Origin of the sequence: Hymenobacter nitidus, from assembly GCF_020447315.1 — a bacterium.
Classification (GTDB): Bacteria; Bacteroidota; Bacteroidia; order Cytophagales; family Hymenobacteraceae; genus Hymenobacter; species Hymenobacter nitidus.
Genome location: NZ_JAJADQ010000003.1, coordinates 125,049 through 146,847 on the forward strand (window position 1 = coordinate 125,049; position 21,799 = coordinate 146,847).

Sequence of the window (21,799 nt, forward strand, 5' to 3'; positions counted from 1 at the left end):
GCTCTTTCCCGCTGATTTAACTCCGCCAGCCAGAAAGCATGCTACGCCCGTGGCTGCCGGCTTCATTCGATTTCGCCGCGTTGGCCTCAGCAGGTACGGCAAGCGCCCGATGGGATCTTCTCAACGCCACGTTGCGTTATAGGCTCGTCTGCTTTCCCGTCCGATCATGACTCGTTCTACCCTGCGTGGGCTGCTCATACTCTGTAGCCTCTTTACCTTGTCTGCTGTAGTCCGCGCGCAGTCCCTTCCTGACCAACGCTCACTGGCGGCCTTGCTCAAAGCCAGCCGCTGGCAGAAGCGGGTGCTGCTGCTTTGTGCGCCCACCGCCGACAGCCCCGCTTTGCTGCGCCAACGGCAACTGCTGGCCGCCGACCGCGCCGGCCTGGAAGCGCGGGAGCTGCTGGTGCGCGAAATAGTGCCTGCCACCCTCTCGGCCGCCGACCGAGAGTACCTGACCCAAACGCTCCGGGTTTCCACCACCGGATTTACCGTGCTGCTGCTGGGCAAAGACGGCGGCGTCAAGCGTCGCGAAACCGAGCCCGTTGCACCTTCCTCGCTGTTTGCGACAATCGACGCCATGCCCATGCGCCAGCGGGAAATGCAGGGCAGTAAGCCGCGATAAAGCGCTCCGAAGTACTTAGCAGGCTTCTCGCCATCTGCGGTCCGGGACTTTCCCTGTTACTGCCAGCTTCCTCCCAGCGCCCGCACCAGCTGCACCAAGTAGCGCAGCTGCTCCCCCCGGTTCTGGGCCACGAGCCGGGCCGCGTTCAGGCTGGTCTGGTTGGCATCCACGACTTCAAAGTAGGTGGTCAGGCCCGTGCGGTACCGCTCCTGAGTGAGGCGCACTGCCAGGCGGGAGGCACGCTGTGCCCGCTCCTGGGCCGAGAGCTGCTGCTGGCTGAAGCGGATATCGGCCAGCGCCGTCTCCACTTCCTGCATGGCGACCAGGGCCCGCTGCTGGTACTCGGCTGCCAGGGCCTGGTAGCGGGCGGCGGCTACCTGTTCGGTAGCCCGGTTGCGCCCGCCGTTGAAGATGGGAATAGACACCATGCCGCCCACATAATAAGTGTAGTTGGCGCTTACTTTGGGCAAATCGGCCAGCTCGGCACTCTGCGGGCCAATAGAGCCGTTAAAGGAGACGGTTGGCAGGCGGGCAAGCCGGGCCACATCCCCGCGGGCCTGGGCCGCGGCCAGCTCCCGCTCTGCCCGGAGCAGATCGGGGCGGCGGCTGAGCAGCGTAGCAGGCAGGGACTGGGGAACGACCGGCACGGCAACCACCCCGGGCCGGGGCGCCAGGGCAAAGGCACTGGCTGGCTGCCCGACCACCGTGGCCAGGGCATTCTCCAGCCCGGCACGCTGGCGCTGCACGTCCAGCAGGGCCGCCTCCACCAGGGCCAGCTCACTTTCGGCCCGGCGCACGGCAATCTCATTATCGACGCCGGCCTTGAAGCGGGCCTGGGTTAAGAGCAGGCTTTGCTGGCGGTCTAGGCGCGTCGTATCGAGCACGGCCGCGTCGGCATCGAGGGCCCGCAGGCCGAAGTAATACGTGGCCGCGTCGGTGGTGAGGGTGAGCTGCACGACGCGCAGGTCGGCCTCCTGCGCCTGGGCGTCAGCCCGGGCGGCCCGTACCTCCCCGCGCAGCCGGCCCCATACGTCGGCCTCATAGCTCACGTTCAGCGGCACATAATACTGGGTTTGCACTACGCCCCGCCGGTTGGTAGCCCCGTCGCCGAGGGCAAAGGGAATCGGCCGCAGCCCGGAAAGGCGGGTGCGGTAGGCCTGCGGATCGAGCGTAATGTCGGGCAGCCGATACGAAGTGGCAAGGCGCACGTTGGCCCGGGCTTCCTCTACCCGGGCGGCCGCCGCCCGCAAGGTCGGGCTGGCCGCCAGGGCCTGCTGCTCCAGCTTGTTTAGCTCCGGGTCCGCAAATACCTCCCACCAGGCCGGCAGGCTCGGCAGCTGCTCGGCTACCGGGGCCACCGTGGGCGTGAGCGGCTGCACAACCGGACCCGCCGCCGGGGCCGGGGCGTTTTTCCAGGCTGCCGGCACGGCTACTCCGGGCCGCTGATAGCCGGGGCCGCGGGCACAGCCCAGCAACAGCCCCGTAAGGGAACCCAGGAGTAGCAGCACCCAGCTACCCGCATTCAGATTCCGTTTCTGAATGCAGCGCCCAGAGAAGTAAGACCGTTGCTTCATGGTTTCGCCGCTGGTTTTTGGGCCTCTTCTGCCGACTCCGCGGGCTTGGCCTCAGCCCCGGCCGGCTTACGGGCTTTGTCGACGGGCAGGGACACCCGGGGCCGGTCCGGGTCGTAGAGTGGCTCGGGGCCTTTGGGTTGATCTTTGCCCTTGCCTTTTTTCTCGTCCTTACCCGACTTGGCCTGCCGTACTTCCACGGCCAGGCCGTCGCGCAGGGCTTCGCTCGGGTTGATAACCAGCAGCTCCCCTCCTTTCAGACCTTTGGTCACTTCCACCTGGTCGCCAAAATCCCGGCCTGGCTCGATGGTCTGGAAATACACCTTCTTATTGCGCACCACCACCACCTTGGACTCCAGCCCGCTCGGTACCAGGGCGTTGGCGGAGATAATGACGCTGGGTGCCGTTTGCGGCAGCTGAAACCGGACCAGGGCGAAAATCCCGGGCTTGAGCTCATCCCTGGGGTTGGGTATTTTGACCTCCGTCAGCAGCGTGCGGGTGTCGGCGGCCAGAGCCCCGGAGCTGCGGGAAACGCGGCCGGGAAAAGGCCGGTCCGGAAACTCCGGGACGATAAACTCGGCCGTCAGACCGGGCCTGATGCTGGGCACAAAGTTCTGCGGCACGTTAACAAAGGCGCGCAGCGTGTCGGTTTGCTCCAGCTTGAAGAGCTGGCTACCCTCGGCGTTGCTGGTCGAGACCAGCGCCCCTACCTCCACGGCCCGCTCGGTAACGATGCCGCTGAACGGGGCCGTGACGCGCCGGAAGCTGCGTTGGGCCAGCAGCTGGTTGAGAATGGCCCGCTGGGCTTCGTATTGGGCCCGGCCCTGGTCCAGCTCCTGCCGGGAAATGGCGCCGGGCAGCTCAATGCTGCGCAGGCGGTTGTAGCTGCTGCGGGCCAGTTCCTGGTTGGCACGGGCTTCCGTTACGCGCTGGTCCAGCTCGGGCGTGGCAATCAAGGCCAGTAGCTGACCCTTATTCACCCGGGCGCCGATGTCGGTGTACCAGGCTTCTACGTAGCCGTCGGTGCGGGCAAAGAGGAAGGTTTCCCGGTTCGAGCGGGTGTTGGCCGGCAGCTCCACGCGGGTGGTATCGGGCCCTTTCCGGGCGGGCAGCACCTGCACCACGGGCTTGGCAATGAGTACGGCCCCGGCCGCCTTTTTCCGAGCCCGCGCTTTCTGAATACGCGGGATGATGCCGACCAGCAGCAGCACCACGAAGAAGCCCCCGATACCGAGCAGAATCAGCCGTAAGCGCCGTTTGCTCCGCGGCTTTTTGGCCCCGTCCTCTTGGGGCGCTCCTGCCTGTTCCGCAGCCTTTTCGGGAGCTTCTGGCTCGTCTGGGGCCTCCGACGCGGCCTTTTTTGCCGGCGCATCCTGGGCAGGCGCATCCTCTTCCCCGGCCGGCTTGTCATCGTGCTCCCCAAAGCGCATGTGGTCCCTGATGGCCTGCTCGGGCTGATTGTGGTTCACATCGTCAGCCGGCTTTTTGGGCGGGTCTTTCTCTTCCGCCGGCCGATTTTCGGCTGGCGCATCACGGCCGACGGCCCCCTTTGGCCCAGCAGCGTCATTCTCTTCCGGCTCGGTGGCAACAGGTTTATCAGTCTTATCAGGAGGCAAGTCAGGCATAGGAAAACAGCACGATGGATGAGCGTCAGTAATGGAGGTAGGATCAGGCGGCCACCCGCGCGGCAGAGTGCTTCGCGGGGGCTTTTTTCTTGAGCAGACTATACATAACGGGCACCAGCAGCAGGGTGGTGAAGGTGGCCAGCAGCAGTCCGCCAATCACGGCGCGGGCCAGCGGGGCGTTCTGCTCCCCGCCTTCGCCCAGGGCCAGCGACATGGGCAGCAGGCCGATAATGGCGGCCAGGGCCGTCATCAGCACGGGCCGCAGGCGGGTGAAGCCGGCGTCCAGAGCCGCATCCAGCGGGCTCAGGTCGGGGTCGGCCTCCAGCCGCTCGTTGGCGAAGCTTACGACCAGAATGCTGTTGGCCGTGGCAATACCGATGCACATGATGGCCCCCATCAGCGACGGCACGCTAAACGTGGTCTGGGTCACGAACAGCATCCAGAGCATGCCGGATAAGGCCCCGGGCAAAGCCATGATGATAATAAAGGGCGTCAGCCAGCTTTGGAAGTTGACGACCATCAGCAGGTAGAGCAGCACGATGGCGCCCACCAGCCCCAGACCCAGCCCCAGAAACGAGGTGCGCATGCTTTCTACCTGCCCCCGAATCTCAATTTCGCTGCCCTCGGGTAAGTTCTGCTCCAGGGACTTGACAATGTCGCGGATGTCGCTACTTACCCCGCCCAGGTCGCGGCCTTCCACGCTGGCGTAGATGTCGAGCACGCGCTGAATGTCGTAGTCGCTGACTACGGCCGTGGCCTGCTCCCGGCGGGTGGTGGTGAAGTTGCCCAGCAGCTGGGCCTGCTCCTGGGTGGGGCCGGTAATGCCAATGTTCCGCACCGCGTCGAGCGTCGAGAGCTGTTTGGGCGGGGTTTGCACGGCCACGGTGTAGTTCACGCCCGACTCGGGGTTGAGCCACTGGTTGGGGTCGGTCTGGGTGCTGGAACTTAGGTTGACCAGCACGTTGTCGGCCACGTCGGTCTGGGAAAGGCCGGCCTGCTGGGCCCGCACCCGGTCCACGTCCAGGCGCAGCTGCGGGGTTTTGGTCTGAAACACGAAGGCGTCGACCACGCCCGGCACGGCCGCAATCTTGGCCTGCAGGCGGCGGGCCAGCTTTTCGTTGTCCTCCACCGAGCGGCCACTGATCTGCACGTCGATGGGGGCCGGCAGGCCAAAGTTCAGAGTCTGGTTGACGATGTCGGCGGGCTGGAAGAAGATTTCTAGGTCGGGATACTCCTGCTTGATGCGGCGGCGGATTTCGGTGATGTACTCCTGGCTGGGGCCGTGCTCTTCCTTGAGGGCGACCAGGATTTCACCGTCGCCGGGGCCGATAACGGGGTTGTCGCTCAGCAGCAGGTTGATGGGAATGTTGGGCAGGCCGATGTTGGACAAGACCAAATCCAGCTCCTCGGCCGGCACCACCTGCCGGATGAGCTGCTCCACCTGCCGGAAGCGCCGCTCGGTTTCCTCCAGCCGGGTGCCGGTGGCCGTGCGCACGTGCAGGCGAATCTGGCCCGCATCGACCTTGGGGAAAAAGTCCTGGCCGATAAACGGATACAGGCAGCCCGATACCACAAACAGCCCGGCAAAGCAGCTCACCACCAGCTTGCGGTGGGCCAGCGACCAGCGCAGCGTATCGCCGTAGGCGTCGCGCAGGCGGTTGAAGCGCTTCTCGAAAGCCACGTGGATGCGCCAGATCCAGCCTTTCTCGATGTCCTCGGCCGCTTTTTTCTCTTCTTCGCTCAAAGGCGCTTCCTCGGCTTCCTCAGCCGGTGTGGCCCGGGAAGCTTCCTTATCCAGCTCGGCGGCCCGCAGCTGCTGCAAGCCTTTTTCGGCTTCGCTCACCGGCTGCCCGTCCCGGATTTCCTCGCTGGGCACCCGCTCGGGGCCCTGCCGGTGGAAGATGGGCAGCTCCTTGCGCATAAACTGCATAGCCATCGTCGGCAGCAGCGTGCGCGAGAGAAAGTAGGACACGAACAGCACGATGATAACCGTCAGGGCCAGTGGGGTAAAAATATCGGCGGCCACGCCCTGCAGAAAGAACACCGGCACAAACACGATAGCCAAGCCCATGGTAGAGACCAGCGCGGGCAGGGCCACTTCGCTGGCGCTGTCGAGAATGGATTTTTTGACGCCCTTACCCATGGCCATATTGCGGTGCAGGTTCTCCACTTCCACCGTTGCGTCGTCCACCAGGTTGCCGATGCTCATGGCCAGCCCGCTCAGGGTCATGATGTTGAGCGTCTGCCCGCAGAGGTGCAGAATGATGATGGTCAGCAGCGCGGCCAGCGGAATAGACACCGTAATCATGCCCGTGGAGCGCCAGGAGCCCAGAAACAGCAGGATCATCAGCCCAGTCAGCACGGCCGCCGTTACGCCTTCGATAATCACCCCGGAAATGGCGGAGCGCACGAAAAACGACTGGTCGAAGAGCAGCTTCACATCCAGGCCCGGTGGGGCCGTGCCGATAACGCGGGGCAGTTCCTCCTTGATGCCCTCAATCACATCCAGGGTGCTGGCCAGGCCGCTTTTCAGGATGGGAATGACGGCCGTGCGCTTGCCGTCCTGCCGCACGATGTTGTTTTGCACGGCCGAGCCCTCGTGCACGAAGGCCACGTCGCGAATGTAGACCGGCACCCCGTTCACGGTTTTGATGGGTAAATCGTTGAGCGTGCCGATCATTTCGGGGCTGCTGTTGAGGCGCACATCATACTCCCGGTCCCCGATTTTTGCCACGCCGGCGGGTAGAATCACGTTTTGGTTAATCAGGGTATTGACCACGTCGTTGCCCGACAAGCCCTTGCCGGCCAGCGCGTTGGGGTTGAGGTCCACCATGATCTGCTTGCGCCGGCCGCCGTTGGGCACCAGCAGGGAAGCGCCCTTCACGACGGCCAGTCCGGGCCGGATAAAAGAGCTGCTCGCGTCGTAGAGGTCCGACTCACCCAAGGACTCCGAACTGAGGCTGGCCTGGGCAATGGGCACGTTGGAGGCCGAATACCGGATGATCAGCGGGGCGCCGATACCCTGGGGCAGGCCGCGCAGGATGGTGGCCGTGACGGCTGTGAGCTGGGCCACGCCAGCCTCGGGGTCGGTGCCGGGCTGGAAAAATACCTTGATCAGGCCCACGCCCTTGATGGAGCGTGACTCCAGGTGCTCGATGTTGTTGACCGTGGTGGTATAGATGCGCTGGTTGACGTTGAGCACACGCTTGTTCATCTCCTCGGCGCTCATGCCCTCGTAGCGCCACACCACGCCCACCACCGGAATATTGACCTCGGGGAAGATGTCCACGGCCATGCGCAGGATGGTGGCCACGCCCGCCGCCAGAATGAGCAGGGCCATTACGATAAAAGTATACGGACGCGCAAGGGCAATTCGGACTATCCACATATTCTCTTCGGCGGCGGTAGGTAGTAACGCTAGTGTTCCAAGTTCTTACGGGGAGCGGCGGGTTTACGCCGAACGCCTTCTATGGGTGGGCATAACTCTTAAATCCAGATTTATACCTGCTTGTTTACAATCACCCCGATAAAATCATGGCTGGCTGCAAGCAATGGCGTCACATATTCAGGCGTGGCGGTGGTCGCGCAGCAACGCCACGATGCGACTCCATGCCAGTGCAGCAGTGCTGTCCGGCAACTGTTCCGCTGCCGCGGGCTCTACTGCTTGCTGCCTTACGCGCATGGCCATTCTTTAGCGGAGTACTCCACCTACCTTGGCCGATACGCTTGTTTTACAATCGCACACGACCTCTTGCATGCTAGCGGTTGTGCTTCCAGAGCACGGCACAATAGCCCGGTTTGTCGACCCAGCACTGTCGAGTGCGTATACCGGTTATGCTTCGCCGTTTTCTTCTCGACCCCGACCGTAGCGGCCTGTTCTACCTGCTGCTCTTTATTGCCCTTATTGCCGCCGCGCTCTTCGTCGACCATGCCTTTGACGCGCACTACTCCGTTATTGGCAGCGTGGCCTCCTTCCTGGGCCTGTTCACGGCGTTTCAGAGCTGGAAAGCGGCCCACGAGGCCTCGCGCAATGCCGATCAGGCCCTGGCCCAGATGCAGCAGGTAACCCGCGAAACCCAGGCCCTGGCCCAGTCCAACCATCTGATTGATCAGCAAATCCGGCTGGCTGTCACCACGATCAGCGACGCCACGCGCGAGCTGCACAAGGGCTACCAGCCGGTGCTGGCCGAGGTGGCCGAGTTCCTGGAAAAAGCGGCCGGCAGCGAGTACATGGCTATTATGACGGACACGGCTGCCATTGGCAAGTTGTTCCTGGGCTGCCAGCCCCAACAGCCCCACCGCGACCTGCACGCCCTCACCGACCGCATCCACGAGCTGCTGCTGGATCGGGTGCGCGACGCGCGCGAGTTTTACCTGGCATCCCTGGCGGCCGAAGACCAGCCCGGCTGCTTTCCCCCGGCTGGGGAAGCCAATAGCCTGTTTACCCATTTTGCCCAGCCCGTGTGGCAGCACCTGCGGCCCGGCGAGCCCCTGCCCGAGCCAGACTGGGACAAGCACCGCCGCCTCCACGGGGCCACACTGCGCCAAGTGCAGGACACCTTTGAGCTGTTTTCGGAGCATGCGGCGCAAAAAGCCGCGGGGATAGGCCCACTATTGCCTCTGTCGGTGCTGCCGCTGCAGCTTTTTCTGCGCGTGGATGTGGACGCGCCGGAGCCTTTCCGGGCCCTGGTCATCTTTGTGGGTCAGTACAATCTCAACCGCCTTTCCGAGGCCCGGGCCATGCACACAGCCGACCCAGAGCTGGTCCGCACATTTCTGAGCATGTTTGAGTCCATTGCCGGGCTCGATGGCCATGCCGGCTACCAGCAGCTGCGCCAGCAGTGGCCGTTGTAAGCCAGCGGGCAGCCCTTGGCCGTTAACTCCGTTCGCAGATCTTGTATGGTATGTAGTAGCAACCAATGCTCTGCTTTTTCCGGTAGTTCTTCGCGCACATACTCTCCCACTAGAGCGGTATCACCAGCACTAGGCTATACGACAAGAGGATTTCTTCGCCCAGCTAAGCCTCTGTAATCAGGTTCAGCTTGAAGCAAGTATTTTCATGCAGCAAAAAAGCCCCTACCTACCCAGGCCGGGGCTTTTTGGTGCTGTAGCCACGTCAGCAGAGGCAGAATGGGCGAAGCGCTACTTGCCTGCGCAGGCAAGTATTCGCTCTACCACTGATCGGCCGTAATGGTCATGTCGCAGTCGGCCGGGGTATTCAAAGACACCGGGCCAGTATCACCATTGTGGGCAATCGAACCCCCACTAAAGTCGAACTGACGCGTTTGACCCGTGTGGTCGGCGATAAGGAAAGTACCGTCCGATTTGCCATCGGTAGTAGTGAATTGGGTTTGTGTATCCGCGTTGGCGGGTACGACCCAGGGGCCATTTTCGGCTGTTCCGGTGCCCGCTCCCGAGAAATACACGTTGCCGCTGTTGCCGCCCTCATCGTAGGTCACGGTGAACGTCCAGGGCTGTTGGGATTGGTTGTAGATGTTTCTGTCCATAGTCTGGCTTGCCAGGATGAAGTGGTGGTGTAGAGAGGAGCGACAACGCTCGCCGAAGAAAGGTAGATGATTTGTGCGTAGGACTACGCGCATACCAGGTAGGGCATGCAACGCATTCCAGCAGTGGGGCAAGGGCCCCGGAAGCGCCAACCCGATGCTGCGGCGAGAGCTGGAAATAACGTAATCTGACAACAAGACCCCTCGCCGGCACTTCTCGGGCCTGTCCGTAAACGAAAAACAGTGGCCCGGGAGAAGTGTCTACTTCTCCCGGGCCACTGTTTCCTGGCAGGTGGCGGTATTATGGGCGACTCTTCCGGGGCGCAATCTTCCATAATTCGCCGCTGTCCTCGTCTGTGACAACGTACAGGGCTCCATCTGGGCCCTGGCGCACGTCGCGGATGCGCTGCTTACGTTCGGAGAGCAGGCGCTCTTCTCCCGTTACGCGTCCCTGTTCGACTTGTAGCCGCACCAGCTCCTTATCCTTGAGCGCGCCCACAAACAGGTTGCCGCGCCAGGCCGGAAACGCGTCGCCGGTGTAAAACTGGGCCCCCGATGGCGCAATAACCGGGTCCCAGTAATAGACTGGGTCCACGTAGCCGGGCTTGGTTGTCACGGCGTCAGGGACGGGCTCGCCCGAGTACTCCTCGCCAAAGGTCACCAGCGGCCACCCGAAGTTTTTGCCTCCCTCAAGCCGGTTCAGCTCGTCGCCGCCCTGCGGGCCCATGTCCACGGACCAGAGCTGCCCCTGCGCGTCGAACGCCAGCGACTGCACATTGCGCTGGCCCACCGTCCAGATTTCGGGCAGGGCGCCGGCTTGCTTAATAAAGGGATTACCTGGGGCCGGCTGGCCGTCGGCGGTGATGCGCAGCGTTTTACCCATATGGCTGCCCATTTGCTGGGCCTGGGGCCGGATTTCCAGGTCCGAGCGCTCCCCCAGGCTGACGTAGAGCAGGCCATCGGGACCAAATGCGAGGCGGGAACCATAGTGCTTATCGCCGTCATAAGCCGGCAGGGCCCGGAAAATGACCCGTACCTGACTCAGGCTTCGCTGGTCGGCAGAAAGCACCCCTTTGGCCACGCTGGTGGCGTTGCCCGTAGTGCCCCGGGGCTCGGAAAATGACCAGTAGATTGTGCGGTCCGAGCTGAACGTTGGGCTCAGCGCCACGTCGAGCAGGCCGCCCTGCCCCTTGGCGTACACGGCGGGCACCCCACGGATGGGTTCCCCCAGCTGGCCCGCGGCCGACACGATGCGCAGGGCACCCGGCCGTTCGGTAATCAGCAGCTCGCCGGTGGGCAGCGGCTCTACGGCCCAGGGGTGCGCCAGCCCTTTGGCCAGCACCGTCACCTCGAAGTCGGCCGACGCGGGCAGCTTCCCGGCCCGGGTTTGTTCGGGGAACGTCGGACGCTGCCCGGGCACGTTCGCCACCCGGGTTTCGAGCGGCGTGCGGCCGTTCTGGGCCGTAGCCGGCGCCGGTGCTTTCTCCTGGGCATTGGCGCGTTGCTCCTGGCCGGAGCGGTTGCAAGCGGCCCCGACGCCCAGCAGCAGCAGGGCGGAGGCACGAAGTAAACGGCGTTGGATCATGGGGTAAGGTTGGCTGGTGCAAAAAGCTACCCTTGGATACGCAACTGGCCGGGGACAGTTATCCAGCGCCATTCGCCAGGAAGCCGCCCGCCTACGCAGACGGCTACCCTTCTGAAGCCAAACAAGAACCGGAACTGCATCCACCGGCCTCTTCGCGCACCAGCACACGCTGGGCCACCAGCTTGGCGATGTCGTGCCCGGCCGTGTCCTGCGAACAACGGGCCATGCGCTCCTACTTCGCCGTAGTGAACTTACCTTCGAAGCCGTCGAGCAGGCGCGGAAGCAACTACCCATGCCGTTCGGTAGAGGGCGTCGGCTGGTGGCGCTCCCAGAAGCGGGCCTTAGCCAACACCTGGCCCAGGTGCTTAAGGCAGCGGCTTGCGGGAGACGTAAATAACAGCGGGCAGGTTTTTGCCATTTTCCTGGGGAAGAACTGCGCCGGTGGTGGCATCAAAGCGCAGACCCGACGCCGCAACGTACAGGCGGTTGCGGCCATCCAGGAAGAGGTTGTTGAGATAGTGCCGCGCCGGCAGCGGCAGCTCCGTCTGGGCCGCTCCCTCCAGGCGCAGCAGGTCGGAAGCCGTGTTCCGCCGGGAGGTGGAGTTGGGCATGGGCTCGGAGTTTTCCCGAATCCGGTAGGTGGTATTGGCCGCCGTAGTCACCTGCCCAATGGGTCGGCTCATGGCGCGGTACTGGTCGTAGGGGTACACGCCGGCGGTGTAGTGCCAGGTAACGCCAAAGTCGGCGGTATACATGTCGGCGAAGGTGGCCACCGTTTCGCCCTGCGGCGTGGTGCTGGTGTTTGTCAGCGCGAATATCGTGTCGTTGCGCTGCAGCAGGCCGGGCACGGAGCCATTAAAGTTGTGGCTTTCCCGCCAGGTTTTGCCTTTGTTGGTGGAGGCATACACTTTCTGCTTCGTGGCTACGAGCAGCGTGCGGTCCAGGTCGCCGGCAATGGAATAGGCGGCGTCACCGGAAGACACAGTGGCAATTTCCAGCTTCACCCAGTTCGGGTCGGGGGCTTCGGCGGGCTCTACGGCGGCCTGTTTCTGGCAGGAAGCTGCCGCCAGGCCGGTAATCAGAAGTAGATAAGTCTGTTTCATTGACAAGTAAAAAATGGATACAATACCGCGTTGAGGCAATAGATAGGGCGGTAGCAAGGTAAGTAACAAATTTCTACTATTATGCTTCTCCCAGCACTTGCCTACGCATCTTTGAGCCCAACCGGCCGGCATCCGGATTACCTCTGCTGGCCGTAGATTGGCTATTCTATTTCTCTACCCTTTTGTCGTTTATGGACTCTACCACCCGCGCTACTCTCGTAGCCGAACTCATCGGCATGCTGGAAAAAGGCTACGCCCACGCTTCCTTAGAAGAAATCTGCGCCGACATACCACCGGCCGACCTGAACCGGCGCGTGCCGCAGGTGCCCTACACCCTCTGGGAGTTGACCGAGCACCTGCGCATTGCCCAGTGGGACATCCTCGAATTCTGCCGCGACGCCGCCCACGTTTCGCCCGAGTGGCCCGCCGGCTACTGGCCCGATGCTGCCGTGCCCGCCGATGAAGCCACCTTTCAGGCCACGCTCCGCCGCATCACCCACGACCGGGAAGAGTTTATAACCCTGCTCCAAGACCCCGCTCAGGACCTGCTGACGCCCTTTGCGCACGGCACGGGCCAGAATTTGCTGCGCGAAGCCATGCTCATTGCCGACCACAACAGCTACCATATGGGCCAAGTAGTGCTGCTGCGCCGCCTGCTCGGCAACTGGGAATAGCGCCCGGTCTTTGCACCAATAAGAAAGGCCACCCGTTGGGGTAGCCTTTCTTATTGGTGCTATTCGACAGAAAGGCCGCGGTGTGTCTCTGCTTTGCAGCCGCTCAGCTCCTATTGACTAGGGCTTTCGAGCTGCCACTTAATGCGCGTATAGGCTATGCGGAAGCCGTTTTTCTCGGCATTGCGCTGCGACTGGCTGCCGGGCACCGCGCCCATCATGGCCAGCGTGCAGCCCTGTTGGGCCGCGTGGTGCAGCCGCGCCGCCAGCAGCGCCGACTGGGCGCCCTGCCGCCGCCCACTGGCTACGGTGCTGGCGCCTATGAGCAGGGCCACCCCTTCGTGCATAAACAGGCCGCCCGTTGCAATGGGCTGCCCGGCCAGCTCCACCAGGAAAGGCACCGTCCCGGCGCTACTGGCGCTGAGCTGCCCGTACGCCAGCATAAAGTCGCTTGCCTCAAACGATTCTGTGGCCCAACCGGCGGCCGAAGTCTGCGCCCAGAGCATGGTTTCGGCGGGGGTAATCGGCCGGGTGATAAGCTCAGGGCTGGTAGATACCGGGGCGGCGTGGGCGGGGCTGAGGGGGCGGTAGAGCACGTTGGTATACTCCAGGGGCCGGTAGCCGCGGGCCGGCAGCTGCACCAGCAGCCCCAGCTCGGCCAGCGGACTGACTTCGTGGTAAACAGGTGCGCCATGTGCGGTGAAGAAGCTTTCCATCCGGGCCAGGTCCGGGGCATATACCGGCCCGAACAGGCCCAGGCCGAAGCTCTGGGTCAGCGGCGAGTCGGCGCCGTCGAACATGGCATAGGCGCCGGCCACGGTGAGCCACTCCGCGCCGCTGTCCGGAAACTGCCGCCTGCGGGCTTCTACAAAGTTGGCATTGGCCTGGCCTTCGGTGCGCTCCAGGCGCCGGGCCAGATCCTGATCAGCAAACAGCATCGGGGTATAGGTTAAGAGGCGAGTATGGCCGCAAGGTAAGTGCCGGGCGTTTCTTTCCCTGCCAAAATCCAGTAGCTTACTGCCCCGGCTTCGTTCCTATACTTCCCCACCTCTCTCTTCTCCGTGTCTGCTCTACCCTTGCTTGCGCGCCGCTGCCGCCAAACCCTGCTGCCCCTGCTGACGGCTGCTTTGCTAAGCAGCTCCTTTGGCCGCCCTCAGCCCGCGGCGCCGCCCGCTATTCTGGTGTTCAGCAAAACCGCGGGCTTCCACCATAACTCCATCCCGGCGGGGCTGGCGGCCCTGCAGCAGCTGGGGCAGGCTCACCGCTTCCGCGTGGATACGACTTCCGACAACTCCCGCTTCACCCCCGAACAACTGCGCACTTACCGGGCCGTGGTATTTCTGAACACCACTCAGGATGTGCTGACCGACCCGCAGCAGCAGGCTTTCGAAGCCTATATCCGGGCCGGCAACGGCTTCGTGGGCATCCACGCCGCCGCTGATACCGAGTACGACTGGCCCTGGTACAACGGGCTGGTGGGCGCGTATTTCCTGAGCCACCCGCAGGTACAAACGGCTACGGTGCGCCGCACCAGCGCGCGTCATGCCGCCACGGCCCACCTGCCCGCCGCCTGGCCCCGCACCGACGAATGGTACAACTTCAAGAGCCTAGCTCCCGGCCTCACGGTGCTGGCCACCCTCGACGAGACGACCTACTCCGGCGGCACCAACGGCCCTACGCACCCTTTTGCCTGGTACCACGCCTACGATGGGGGCCGGGCCTTCTATACTGCCGGGGGCCACACGCCCGAAAGCTACCGGGAGCCGCTGTTTCTGCAGCATCTGCTGGGCGGAATCCGGTATGCTATGGGCAAGTAGCCGCTCTGCCGCGCCTACCCTCCGCTGGCAACACGCGGGCCGGCGGGAGAAAATCGCCGGAAACGGCTGGCTGCGGCCCTGACCGAGGTATAAGAACCTGAAAAAGCACAACTCCACCGAACCCGATTCCCTACATTTGCGGGTCATTGCCTGTATTTTTTCTATTCAACTTTCCATTTGATGTCATTTTTACGACGTGGTTTTTTAACCGCCTCCTTGGTTGGTGCACTTGCCTTTGGCAGCCAGGCCCAAACTACCGCACCCGCCGCAGCTTCCGCTACCCCTGTTGCCCAGATGCCGCTGCTCCGCCCCAACCAGCTGAAGGGCGAGAAGTACAAGGATTATTTGAACAAGCGCTACGCCGACGACAAGGAGGCCCGGGCCGTGATTCATCTGTTCAACCGCAAGCACACGGGCGGGGTGCTGTGGCTGCTTACCGGGGCCGGCGTAGTCGGCTTTATTACGTCCCAGACCGGCACCAAAACCACCAGCTCGGGCACCACTACGGTGGAGGTTACGCCCTTGGGGTGGGGCATCGTGCTGGGGCTGTTCGGCGGCGTGGGCATCGGGAAGCTGGCCCGCTTCAACAACGAAAAGCTCTACGCCACCCTGGCCGACTACGACGCCAGCCACGCGTTTACCGGCACCGTAATGGGTAAGCTCAAGGACAAAGATTACCGCTAAACAGCGCTCCGCTTCCTGCAAAACGTTAAACAGCCAAAAAAGCCCCGACAGTGCCGGGGCTTTTTTGTGCTACCAAAGACCCGGCGGCTACAGCTTGCCAATGCCGGCGTTGGCCGTCACGACGGCCTTCACCTCGGCGGCGGGGTTGAGCACGGCCGAATAGGCGTAGGACGGCGTGAAGGTGCACGACGAGTTGGTGGGCTGGGAGCCCAGGCAGGCGCTGTAGGCATTCCCAATGGCGGCCCACTTGCCCAGCGTCGCGCTGTTCTTGCTTACCACCGGGTCGCGCACGTCCTCGAAGGCGTTTTGCTCGGCCCGCACGCAGGCATTCACCCGCGAGTTCACGCCCGAGCCCGTTACGTGGTAGAAGTAGTTGTTGAACACATGGGCCGTGCCGCCGCGGTAGCTGGGCACCCGCTCTTTCACGTTGCGGTAGTAGTTGTGGTGAAACGTCATCTTGCGGTCCGAGGCGTCCGAATCCGAGGAGCCGACCAAGTGGGCCTTGTGGTGGTCGTGGAAGTAGCTCCAGGAGATGGTAATGAAGGCGCTGGTGCTCTTGGCGTCCACTAGGCCGTCGTAGAGGTCCTGGTTGGTTTGGGTGGCCGGGTCGCGGTTATAAAACTCACAGTGGTCAACCCAGATGTTCTGGCTGCTGCCCTGAATGGTCATGCAGTCCCCGTCGTTTACCGCCACCTGGGCCCGCCCTTCGCTGTTGATATAGGTGTTGGTGACCGTGGACATGGTGAACTTCAGGTTCTGCACAATGATGTTGCGCTTGCTGCTGATATTCAGGCCCACGCCTTCCAGAAAGCCGGCCGTACCCACGCCCAGCAGCGTCTTGTTGGAATTCACATTGATCGAAGCTCCCTGCGTCCCGCCCGATATTTTGCGGTCGATGCGGATGATGTAGGGCGTGGTGCTGGTGGCGTAGGTCTGCAGCTGGGCCAGGGTAGTGGCCGTCACGGTGGCCCCGCCGGCTCCGCCCGTGGTACCGCCATTCTGGGTCGAGAAGCCGGTTTGCGCAAAGTTGACGACAGCATCGGCGCTGTTCGCAACGTCAGCCACGCTATCTGGCTGGGGGCTGACGTCCTTGCTGCAGGCCAGCAGTCCGCCCAGGGCCGTCGTGCTGAGCAGCGCTGCCCAGCGGGCCATGCGGAAATGACTGCGAACGGCCGGGCGGCCCGCCAGAAGATTGGGGGTGTTCATGGTAGTGGGAATTAGGTAGAAAAAAGGAACGAAACGCCAGGTCAGCACCACGCGGGGCGGCGGATTCTACCACGAAAAAACCTTGGAAACCTCTGGGCTCAGCAGCAGATGGCTGCCTAGCGGAAGCGGGCCGTAGTTCGCGGCGGCAGCAAGAGGTGGAGGGGCGGCGGGCCCCATTCAGGAGCACGGCGCAGAGATACTAGCGGGCGGAAAAGCGGGCCGGCGGCCCCGGGTACAGCACAGGTGCCGGGCAAAAGCTGCGCAGGCAAAACGACCGGGCAGCCGCAATGAAGCAGTAGCTCATCGACTTGTGGTCTAAGGTTGGCGCCTACCCGGAAAAAGCCAAGCATAGCGGCAGGTTTATTTATGCAAACGTTGCCGGGAACGTTGTCAGCCAGCACGTTGGCATTGCTCCTCCCCCACCAGCCTGTTGTGAGCCACAAAAAAAAGCCCCGACCATAGGCCGGGGCTTTCGTGAAAACAGGCTGTTCCGCCGGGCCTTAGCGCGTGAGCACCAGGCGCTGGGTGCGCGTATGCCCGCCCGCAACCAGGCGCAGCATGTACACTCCGGCCGGATATGAGCCCGCCAGTAAGCGGAGTTGCTTGCTCCCGGTGGCAGTGCCGGTAGCTACGTGCTGCACCAGGCGGCCTTGCAGATCGTAGAGCGCCACGGAGTAGGCGCCCGACTGCGGCAGGGTGAAGAATACATGGACCAGACCCGCGCTGGGGTTAGGCGCTAACTGCAGCTCCGGTAGCGCGCCCGCCAGGCTTGGCGAGGCCGTGGGCAGCGCCGTACGGGCCTGCCCCGAGCAGGTAGCACCCACCGTGTAGCTGAACGGGGTAGCGGCCGAGTTGCGCTCGGGGCCGCCCGCGCCCACCTGGTAGGTGAAGTACAGGCTCGTGACAGTGCCGCTGGCAATGGCCTTGGTGAAGGTGAAGTCCCCGGCGGTATTCTTGGTCATGGAGTAGCCCGGGTAGCCGCCCGCGCTGCCTTCGCGCAGATACAGAATAGCCAGGTTGCCGCCCGCCGTAGCCCCGTTGGGATGGAAGGTAAACGTGACGTTGCCGTTGCTGGTCACGGCCCCGTAGCTAAAGTCGGTGGTGGTAGCGCAGTAGCCCGTTGGCGTCGCCGGGCCGTTCACGGTGACGTTTACCGCCCCGGAAGTCGTGGTAGCGCCGGCGTTATCGGTGGCCTTGGCGGTCAGGGAATACGAGCCGGCCGCTACGTTGGTCCAGGAAAAGCTGTAGGGCGCCGAGGTATCGGTGCCGAGCAGCGTGGTGCCTCGGTAGAATTCCACTTTGCTCACCGTCCCGTTGACATCGGCCGCGTTGGCGGTAATGTTGAGGGTAGCCGGGGCCGTAAAGCTGGCGTTATTCGCGGGCGAAGTCAGGCTGACGGTGGGCGGCGTGTTGGTTGTGCCGGTGCCGCAGCTGCCTACCACCACGCTGTGGGGCGTGCTGCTGGTGTTCCGCTCCCCGCCTTCGGGTACGCTGTAGGTGTAGTAGAAATACACGGTTTGCCCCGCAGAGGCGTTCAGGGTGAAAGGCGCGTTGGCCGTCACTACGTAGCCCGGGTACGGTCCGGCGGCGTTGGTACCATAGTACAGCAGCAAGGTAGTGCTGCCCACGCCCGAGCGGCCGGGCACGAAGGTCAGCGTGGGGTTGGGGCTGGCCCCGGATACCGAGTAGGTATAGTCGCCGCTGGTGGGGCCGCCGGTGCAGGTACCGCCGGGGTTGGTAGTTCCGCTGGTTACGCTCACGCTCACGGCCCCGGAGGTCGTGGTGGCGCCAGCGTTGTCGGTAGCTTTGACGGTCAAAGAATAGGTGCCGGTCGCTACCCCGTTCCACGAGAAGCTGTAGGGCGCCGTCAGGTCTTCGCCCAGCTTGGTGGCCCCCTGGAAGAACTCGACTTTGCTCACCGTCCCGTTGGCATCGGCGGCATTAGCCGTGATGTTAATGGTAGCCGGCGCGGTAAAGCTGGCCCCGTTGGTGGGCGAAGTTAAGCTGACCGTGGGCGGCGTATTGGTAGACGTACCAGTGTAGGTGAAGGTCAGGCGGCCCACGTTCAGGCCGCCCTGGGTGAAGCTCAGGCGCAGCACATGCTCGCCGGCCGGCAGGTTCAGGCCGGTAATGGTTTTGGTGGCCCAGGTGCCCCAATTGCTGGTGGTCGTCACGGTCTGGTTGCCGCCCACGGCGTTGCCGTCTACCGACAGCGTGAAGGGCCCGCCGCCTTCCGCGTTGCCGGCCGCGTAGCGCAGAGCCAGGGTGTGGCTGCCGGCCGTAGCCACGTTCACGGTGTACTCCAGCCATTCGCCGGCATCGACCCAGCCCACGGTAGCGCCCTCGGCCGCATCCGACACGGCATCCACGTTTTCACTGGTGCGGAAGGCTACCGTCGGGGCCGGCTCGTAGGTGGCCTGGTTGCCGTCGGAGGCATCGTTGTAGCTGATGCCCTGCCCTTTGCCGCCGGGGTAGGTATCGTAGCGGCCGGCCTCGATGGTACCCGGAATGGGCTGGGGCGAACCGGTAAACGACACCTGCTTGCCCACCTGCACCGCGGCAATATTAGTTACTTTAAAGAGCGAGCCGGCGTACACTTTCGCGTAGAAGTTGTGAATGGCCACGGGCAAATTGGCGGCGGTGCGGGTGTAGGGTGCCGCCGTGACGGTTCCCAACGAAGTGGCGCCGTCGAAGAATTCCACGCCCGTGATGCCCGAGCCAGTGGTGCTTACCGTCAGCGTCACGCTGCCGTTGGCGGCTACTTCCGCCGCGCTGGCCCGGATGGTACCGGCCACGGCCACGTCGCGGCTGGTGGCCAGCTTGCGGGCCGGCACTGGCAGCGAGTAGCCGTCCGAGAAGGTCACGGTGATGGGCGCGCTGCTGTAGTTGTGGGCCACGTAGGTTTTCTGGCCGTTCTTGTTGAACACGGCCGCTTCGGGGTTGTTGGCCGTCACGGTGGCGTCTACCTGCCCCAGGGCATTCATGGCGTGCAGCCAGTAATAGGTCTGGGCGTCCGACACGCCGAATTTGATGGCGCGGTTGGGGTAGGAATCGTAGAGCTGAATGGCCTTCACGGGGTCAATAAAGGCCAGGTATTCCCAGAGCAGGTCGTGCCAGGTATTGGGGTTGGCCTCGTTCTGCAGGATGCCGGTATTCTGGGTAATTTCGGTCCACAGCTTCTGCACGTAGGCTTTGTTCTGGCCCAGGTAGAGCGAGCCGCCGTGCATGGGGTAGAGCTGAATGCCGTAGACGGCCCGGATGTCGGGCGTCCAGAAGGTGCCCGCGTCGTAGCCCGCGCCCCACACCCGGCCGGTGGCGCTGTAGGCGTAGTCGGGCTGGAACGTACGGTCCCTCACGTCAAACCAGTACTCCTCAATGGCCGTCTGCTCGGTGGCGTAGAGGTAGATGCCCAGGTCGCGGGTAGCTTTGTTGCCAGTAATGGCGCCCCAGTGAATCAGGGCCGAGTTGAACTGCATGCTCTCGGAAGTGGACTCCTGGTTGTTGCCCATCGGCGAGCTGGCAAACCCGTCGGCCCAGGCGTGGCCGGCGTAGGGGTCGAAGTTGCGCAGGAAAGGAAACTTGGTGTCGGTGCGGCTCGGGTTGGCCGCGTCCCGGATGAGCATGTTCACCATCTCGCTCCACTGGCTGGCCCAGCCGGGCTGGTACTGCTCCACGAAGGCGGCGGCGTGAATAAAGTAGCCCCAGTGGAAGTGGTGGTCGTTCAGGTTGTCGTCCTGGTGGTGGCCGGCCGGGTAGCCCAGCAGCGTCGACCACTTGGTGTCGTAGTAAAACAGAAAGGCCTTCTCCCCGCCTTCCACCGACAGCCAGTCTTCCAGCCGCGTCTTGATGGTCGCCAGGATTTTGTCGCGGGCTTCGGTGTTGCCGGCCTCATCGGCAATGCGGGCCGTCTGAATCAGCTTGTTCATCTCCTGGCCTTCGTTGTAGGAGTCGGTCCACTCGGCCAGGCCGTTATTTTGCAGGGCCTGCACCTTGTCATTGAGCTTCACCGGGCTGAAACCGGCGCTGTAGTTGGCCAAATAGGGCAGCGTGGGCAGCACCCCGCGGAACGTATAGGCAGTAGCAAACGTGTTGCCGGCCAGCATCTTCAGCTGCCCCCGCACCGACGGATACACCTGCCCGGCGGGCTGGGCCGAGCCGCTGGCCAGATGGCCCCACTGATGGGGCAGCAGCCCCTGGAGCACCACATTGTTGGTGCCTTCCTTCACGGCGGGCGTCACGGTGAAGGTGGTTTTGAGCACCGCCGTGGCGTCCGTGTACTGCCAGTCGACGCGGGTGCCGGCCGGAAACACGTAGGCGTACTTCTTGTAGTCGTTGGCGGCGGCCAGCGCGTCGGCGGCCGTTGGGTTCAGCAGGGCCATCGACCAGTAGGTTTTGCCGCCCAGCGTGGAGGTATAGGTGCCCGCGTTGTTGGTCCAGGTGGAGCCCACCGGGGCGTACACGGCGTAGTCGGCCCCGTTGTAGGAGTCCCGTATCAGCAGCATTTCCCCGTTAATGGTCACTGTGCCTACCATTACTTTCACCTGGGCCACGTCGGCGGCGGCTTTAGTGAAGTACACGAAGGGCATGCCCATGCCCACGGTGGCGCTGAAGTCGTTCGAGTTGCTGCGCCAGTTCATGGTCACGGTCCAGTCGGAGTAGTCCGACACGGTGGCGCGCACGGCGTTCAGGCTTTGCACGCCCACCGTCACGGCCATTACGTCGCTGTTGGGCTGCCGGTACTCCTTGGGTCCCGAGGGCGGAATGATGTAGTTGACCACCAGCCCGGTTTCGTGGGTGCGCAGGGTCAGCGGGTAGTTGAAGATGTTGTTGACATGGTCCCGCTGCAGCTTGGCCGACCAGAACTCGTTGGTAGGCACCGGCTTGGTAGCCGCCACCCCACTCACCAGCGGGGAGCCGGGCGGCACGGCGTTGCGGCCGGCGGCATCCGTACCTGGAAACTGGGTGGTGTAGCTGCCCGAGCCCACGGGCACGATTTGGCTGCGGGCCGGGGCGGCACTCAGGCCCAGGGCCAGCAGGGAAATGGTCAGAGACTTTAGGGCGTGGAGCCGGGACTTGCGCGGCTGCGCCGGCCCACTGCCGGGCCGGCGGTTAGGTAGGGATATACCCATAGTCAGAAAGGTTTTGGTGGGTTATGGAAAGAAAGAGAGCGGCAAGGCAAACAGCGGCCGGCAGTGGCCGCCAGGCAGCTCTACCGCGCAGGCGCGGGAGCTGGGATAATAGGAAGTAGCCGTATTAGCCGACGGCGCTGGGTGCTATTTCGGGAAAGCTCCTCTTCGGGGCAAACTCGGTTTACCAGCCTAAGCAAAGCAGAACAAGTCCGAGCCGTAGTAGGCGCGGCCTGCGGGAAAACGGAGCTTTGCAAAGCTAAAATTATATCTTTTTAGACGCGC

General features: G+C 63.4%; 14 protein-coding genes. 5 read left to right on the forward strand and 9 right to left on the reverse strand.

The window, feature by feature from the left end:
- Positions 1-166: 166 nt before the first annotated feature.
- Positions 167-622, forward strand: a complete 456-nt coding sequence (locus LGH70_RS06740; protein WP_226183929.1) for a DUF4174 domain-containing protein — start codon at positions 167-169, stop codon at positions 620-622.
- A gap of 56 nt (positions 623-678) precedes the next feature.
- On the opposite strand, the gene LGH70_RS06745 is transcribed toward LGH70_RS06740, so the two are convergent.
- The 3 genes from LGH70_RS06745 to LGH70_RS06755 form a co-directional block, all read right to left on the reverse strand.
- On the reverse strand, positions 679-2,196 hold the full coding sequence (locus LGH70_RS06745; RefSeq protein ID WP_226183931.1) for an efflux transporter outer membrane subunit: 1,518 nt from the start codon (positions 2,194-2,196) through the stop codon (positions 679-681).
- The gene (locus tag LGH70_RS06750; RefSeq protein WP_226183933.1) at positions 2,193-3,662 is read right to left on the reverse strand and encodes an efflux RND transporter periplasmic adaptor subunit; all 1,470 of its coding nucleotides are present in this window, start codon (positions 3,660-3,662) and stop codon (positions 2,193-2,195) included. Before LGH70_RS06750 ends, LGH70_RS06745 begins: the two co-directional genes overlap by 4 nt.
- Before the next feature lie 199 nt (positions 3,663-3,861).
- Complete coding sequence (locus LGH70_RS06755) at positions 3,862-7,206, reverse strand: efflux RND transporter permease subunit (protein ID WP_226183935.1); 3,345 nt, start codon at positions 7,204-7,206, stop codon at positions 3,862-3,864.
- 446 nt (positions 7,207-7,652) lie between these two features.
- On the opposite strand from LGH70_RS06755, the gene LGH70_RS06760 reads away from it, so the two are divergent.
- Positions 7,653-8,672: a hypothetical protein gene (locus LGH70_RS06760; protein WP_226183937.1), complete on the forward strand. Its 1,020-nt coding sequence runs from the start codon at positions 7,653-7,655 to the stop codon at positions 8,670-8,672.
- Positions 8,673-8,989: 317 nt separating this feature from the next.
- Here LGH70_RS06760 and LGH70_RS06765 read toward each other — a convergent pair whose 3' ends face one another.
- From LGH70_RS06765 to LGH70_RS06775, 3 genes are all read right to left on the reverse strand, one after another.
- Positions 8,990-9,325, reverse strand: a complete 336-nt coding sequence (locus LGH70_RS06765) for a hypothetical protein (RefSeq protein WP_226183939.1) — start codon at positions 9,323-9,325, stop codon at positions 8,990-8,992.
- A 298-nt stretch (positions 9,326-9,623) separates the two neighbouring features.
- Entirely contained in the window at positions 9,624-10,907 is a 1,284-nt protein-coding gene (locus LGH70_RS06770; RefSeq protein WP_226183941.1) for a PQQ-dependent sugar dehydrogenase, read from the reverse strand.
- A 365-nt stretch (positions 10,908-11,272) separates the two neighbouring features.
- Positions 11,273-12,010 (reverse strand): hypothetical protein, encoded by a 738-nt coding sequence (locus LGH70_RS06775; RefSeq protein ID WP_226183942.1) that lies wholly within the window; start codon positions 12,008-12,010, stop codon positions 11,273-11,275.
- Between the two features lie 191 nt (positions 12,011-12,201).
- Between LGH70_RS06775 and LGH70_RS06780 the strand changes: the two genes are divergently transcribed.
- The gene (locus tag LGH70_RS06780) at positions 12,202-12,684 is read left to right on the forward strand and encodes a DinB family protein (RefSeq protein ID WP_226183945.1); all 483 of its coding nucleotides are present in this window, start codon (positions 12,202-12,204) and stop codon (positions 12,682-12,684) included.
- Between the two features lie 110 nt (positions 12,685-12,794).
- On the opposite strand, the gene LGH70_RS06785 is transcribed toward LGH70_RS06780, so the two are convergent.
- Positions 12,795-13,619 (reverse strand): GNAT family N-acetyltransferase, encoded by an 825-nt coding sequence (locus tag LGH70_RS06785; protein WP_226183947.1) that lies wholly within the window; start codon positions 13,617-13,619, stop codon positions 12,795-12,797.
- 123 nt (positions 13,620-13,742) lie between these two features.
- Here LGH70_RS06785 and LGH70_RS06790 point away from each other — a divergent pair, with 123 nt between their 5' ends.
- The gene (locus LGH70_RS06790; protein WP_226183949.1) at positions 13,743-14,498 is read left to right on the forward strand and encodes a ThuA domain-containing protein; all 756 of its coding nucleotides are present in this window, start codon (positions 13,743-13,745) and stop codon (positions 14,496-14,498) included.
- A 294-nt stretch (positions 14,499-14,792) separates the two neighbouring features.
- Positions 14,793-15,182: a hypothetical protein gene (locus LGH70_RS06795; RefSeq protein WP_226183951.1), complete on the forward strand. Its 390-nt coding sequence runs from the start codon at positions 14,793-14,795 to the stop codon at positions 15,180-15,182.
- Between the two features lie 87 nt (positions 15,183-15,269).
- Here the strand turns inward: LGH70_RS06795 and LGH70_RS06800 are convergent, their stop codons facing one another.
- Both LGH70_RS06800 and LGH70_RS06805 read right to left on the reverse strand, forming a co-directional pair.
- Positions 15,270-16,388, reverse strand: coding sequence for a pectate lyase family protein (locus tag LGH70_RS06800; RefSeq protein WP_226183953.1), 1,119 nt, complete (start codon positions 16,386-16,388; stop codon positions 15,270-15,272).
- A 500-nt stretch (positions 16,389-16,888) separates the two neighbouring features.
- Positions 16,889-21,517 (reverse strand): glycosyl hydrolase, encoded by a 4,629-nt coding sequence (locus LGH70_RS06805; protein ID WP_226183955.1) that lies wholly within the window; start codon positions 21,515-21,517, stop codon positions 16,889-16,891.
- Positions 21,518-21,799: the final 282 nt, after the last annotated feature.

What these genes read in the sequence shown, in the direction of transcription:
- LGH70_RS06800 (WP_226183953.1), bottom strand. Translation starts at nt 16,388, where the DNA reads ATGAACACCCCCAATCTTCTGGCGGGCCGCCCGGCCGTTCGCAGTCAT.
- LGH70_RS06780 (WP_226183945.1), top strand. Translation starts at nt 12,202, where the DNA reads ATGGACTCTACCACCCGCGCTACTCTCGTAGCCGAACTCATCGGCATG.
- LGH70_RS06795 (WP_226183951.1), top strand. Translation starts at nt 14,793, where the DNA reads ATGCCGCTGCTCCGCCCCAACCAGCTGAAGGGCGAGAAGTACAAGGAT.
- LGH70_RS06745 (WP_226183931.1), bottom strand. Translation starts at nt 2,196, where the DNA reads ATGAAGCAACGGTCTTACTTCTCTGGGCGCTGCATTCAGAAACGGAAT.
- LGH70_RS06770 (WP_226183941.1), bottom strand. Translation starts at nt 10,907, where the DNA reads ATGATCCAACGCCGTTTACTTCGTGCCTCCGCCCTGCTGCTGCTGGGC.
- LGH70_RS06805 (WP_226183955.1), bottom strand. Translation starts at nt 21,517, where the DNA reads ATGGGTATATCCCTACCTAACCGCCGGCCCGGCAGTGGGCCGGCGCAG.
- LGH70_RS06740 (WP_226183929.1), top strand. Translation starts at nt 167, where the DNA reads ATGACTCGTTCTACCCTGCGTGGGCTGCTCATACTCTGTAGCCTCTTT.
- LGH70_RS06765 (WP_226183939.1), bottom strand. Translation starts at nt 9,325, where the DNA reads ATGGACAGAAACATCTACAACCAATCCCAACAGCCCTGGACGTTCACC.
- LGH70_RS06775 (WP_226183942.1), bottom strand. Translation starts at nt 12,010, where the DNA reads ATGAAACAGACTTATCTACTTCTGATTACCGGCCTGGCGGCAGCTTCC.
- LGH70_RS06760 (WP_226183937.1), top strand. Translation starts at nt 7,653, where the DNA reads ATGCTTCGCCGTTTTCTTCTCGACCCCGACCGTAGCGGCCTGTTCTAC.
- LGH70_RS06785 (WP_226183947.1), bottom strand. Translation starts at nt 13,619, where the DNA reads ATGCTGTTTGCTGATCAGGATCTGGCCCGGCGCCTGGAGCGCACCGAA.
- LGH70_RS06755 (WP_226183935.1), bottom strand. Translation starts at nt 7,206, where the DNA reads ATGTGGATAGTCCGAATTGCCCTTGCGCGTCCGTATACTTTTATCGTA.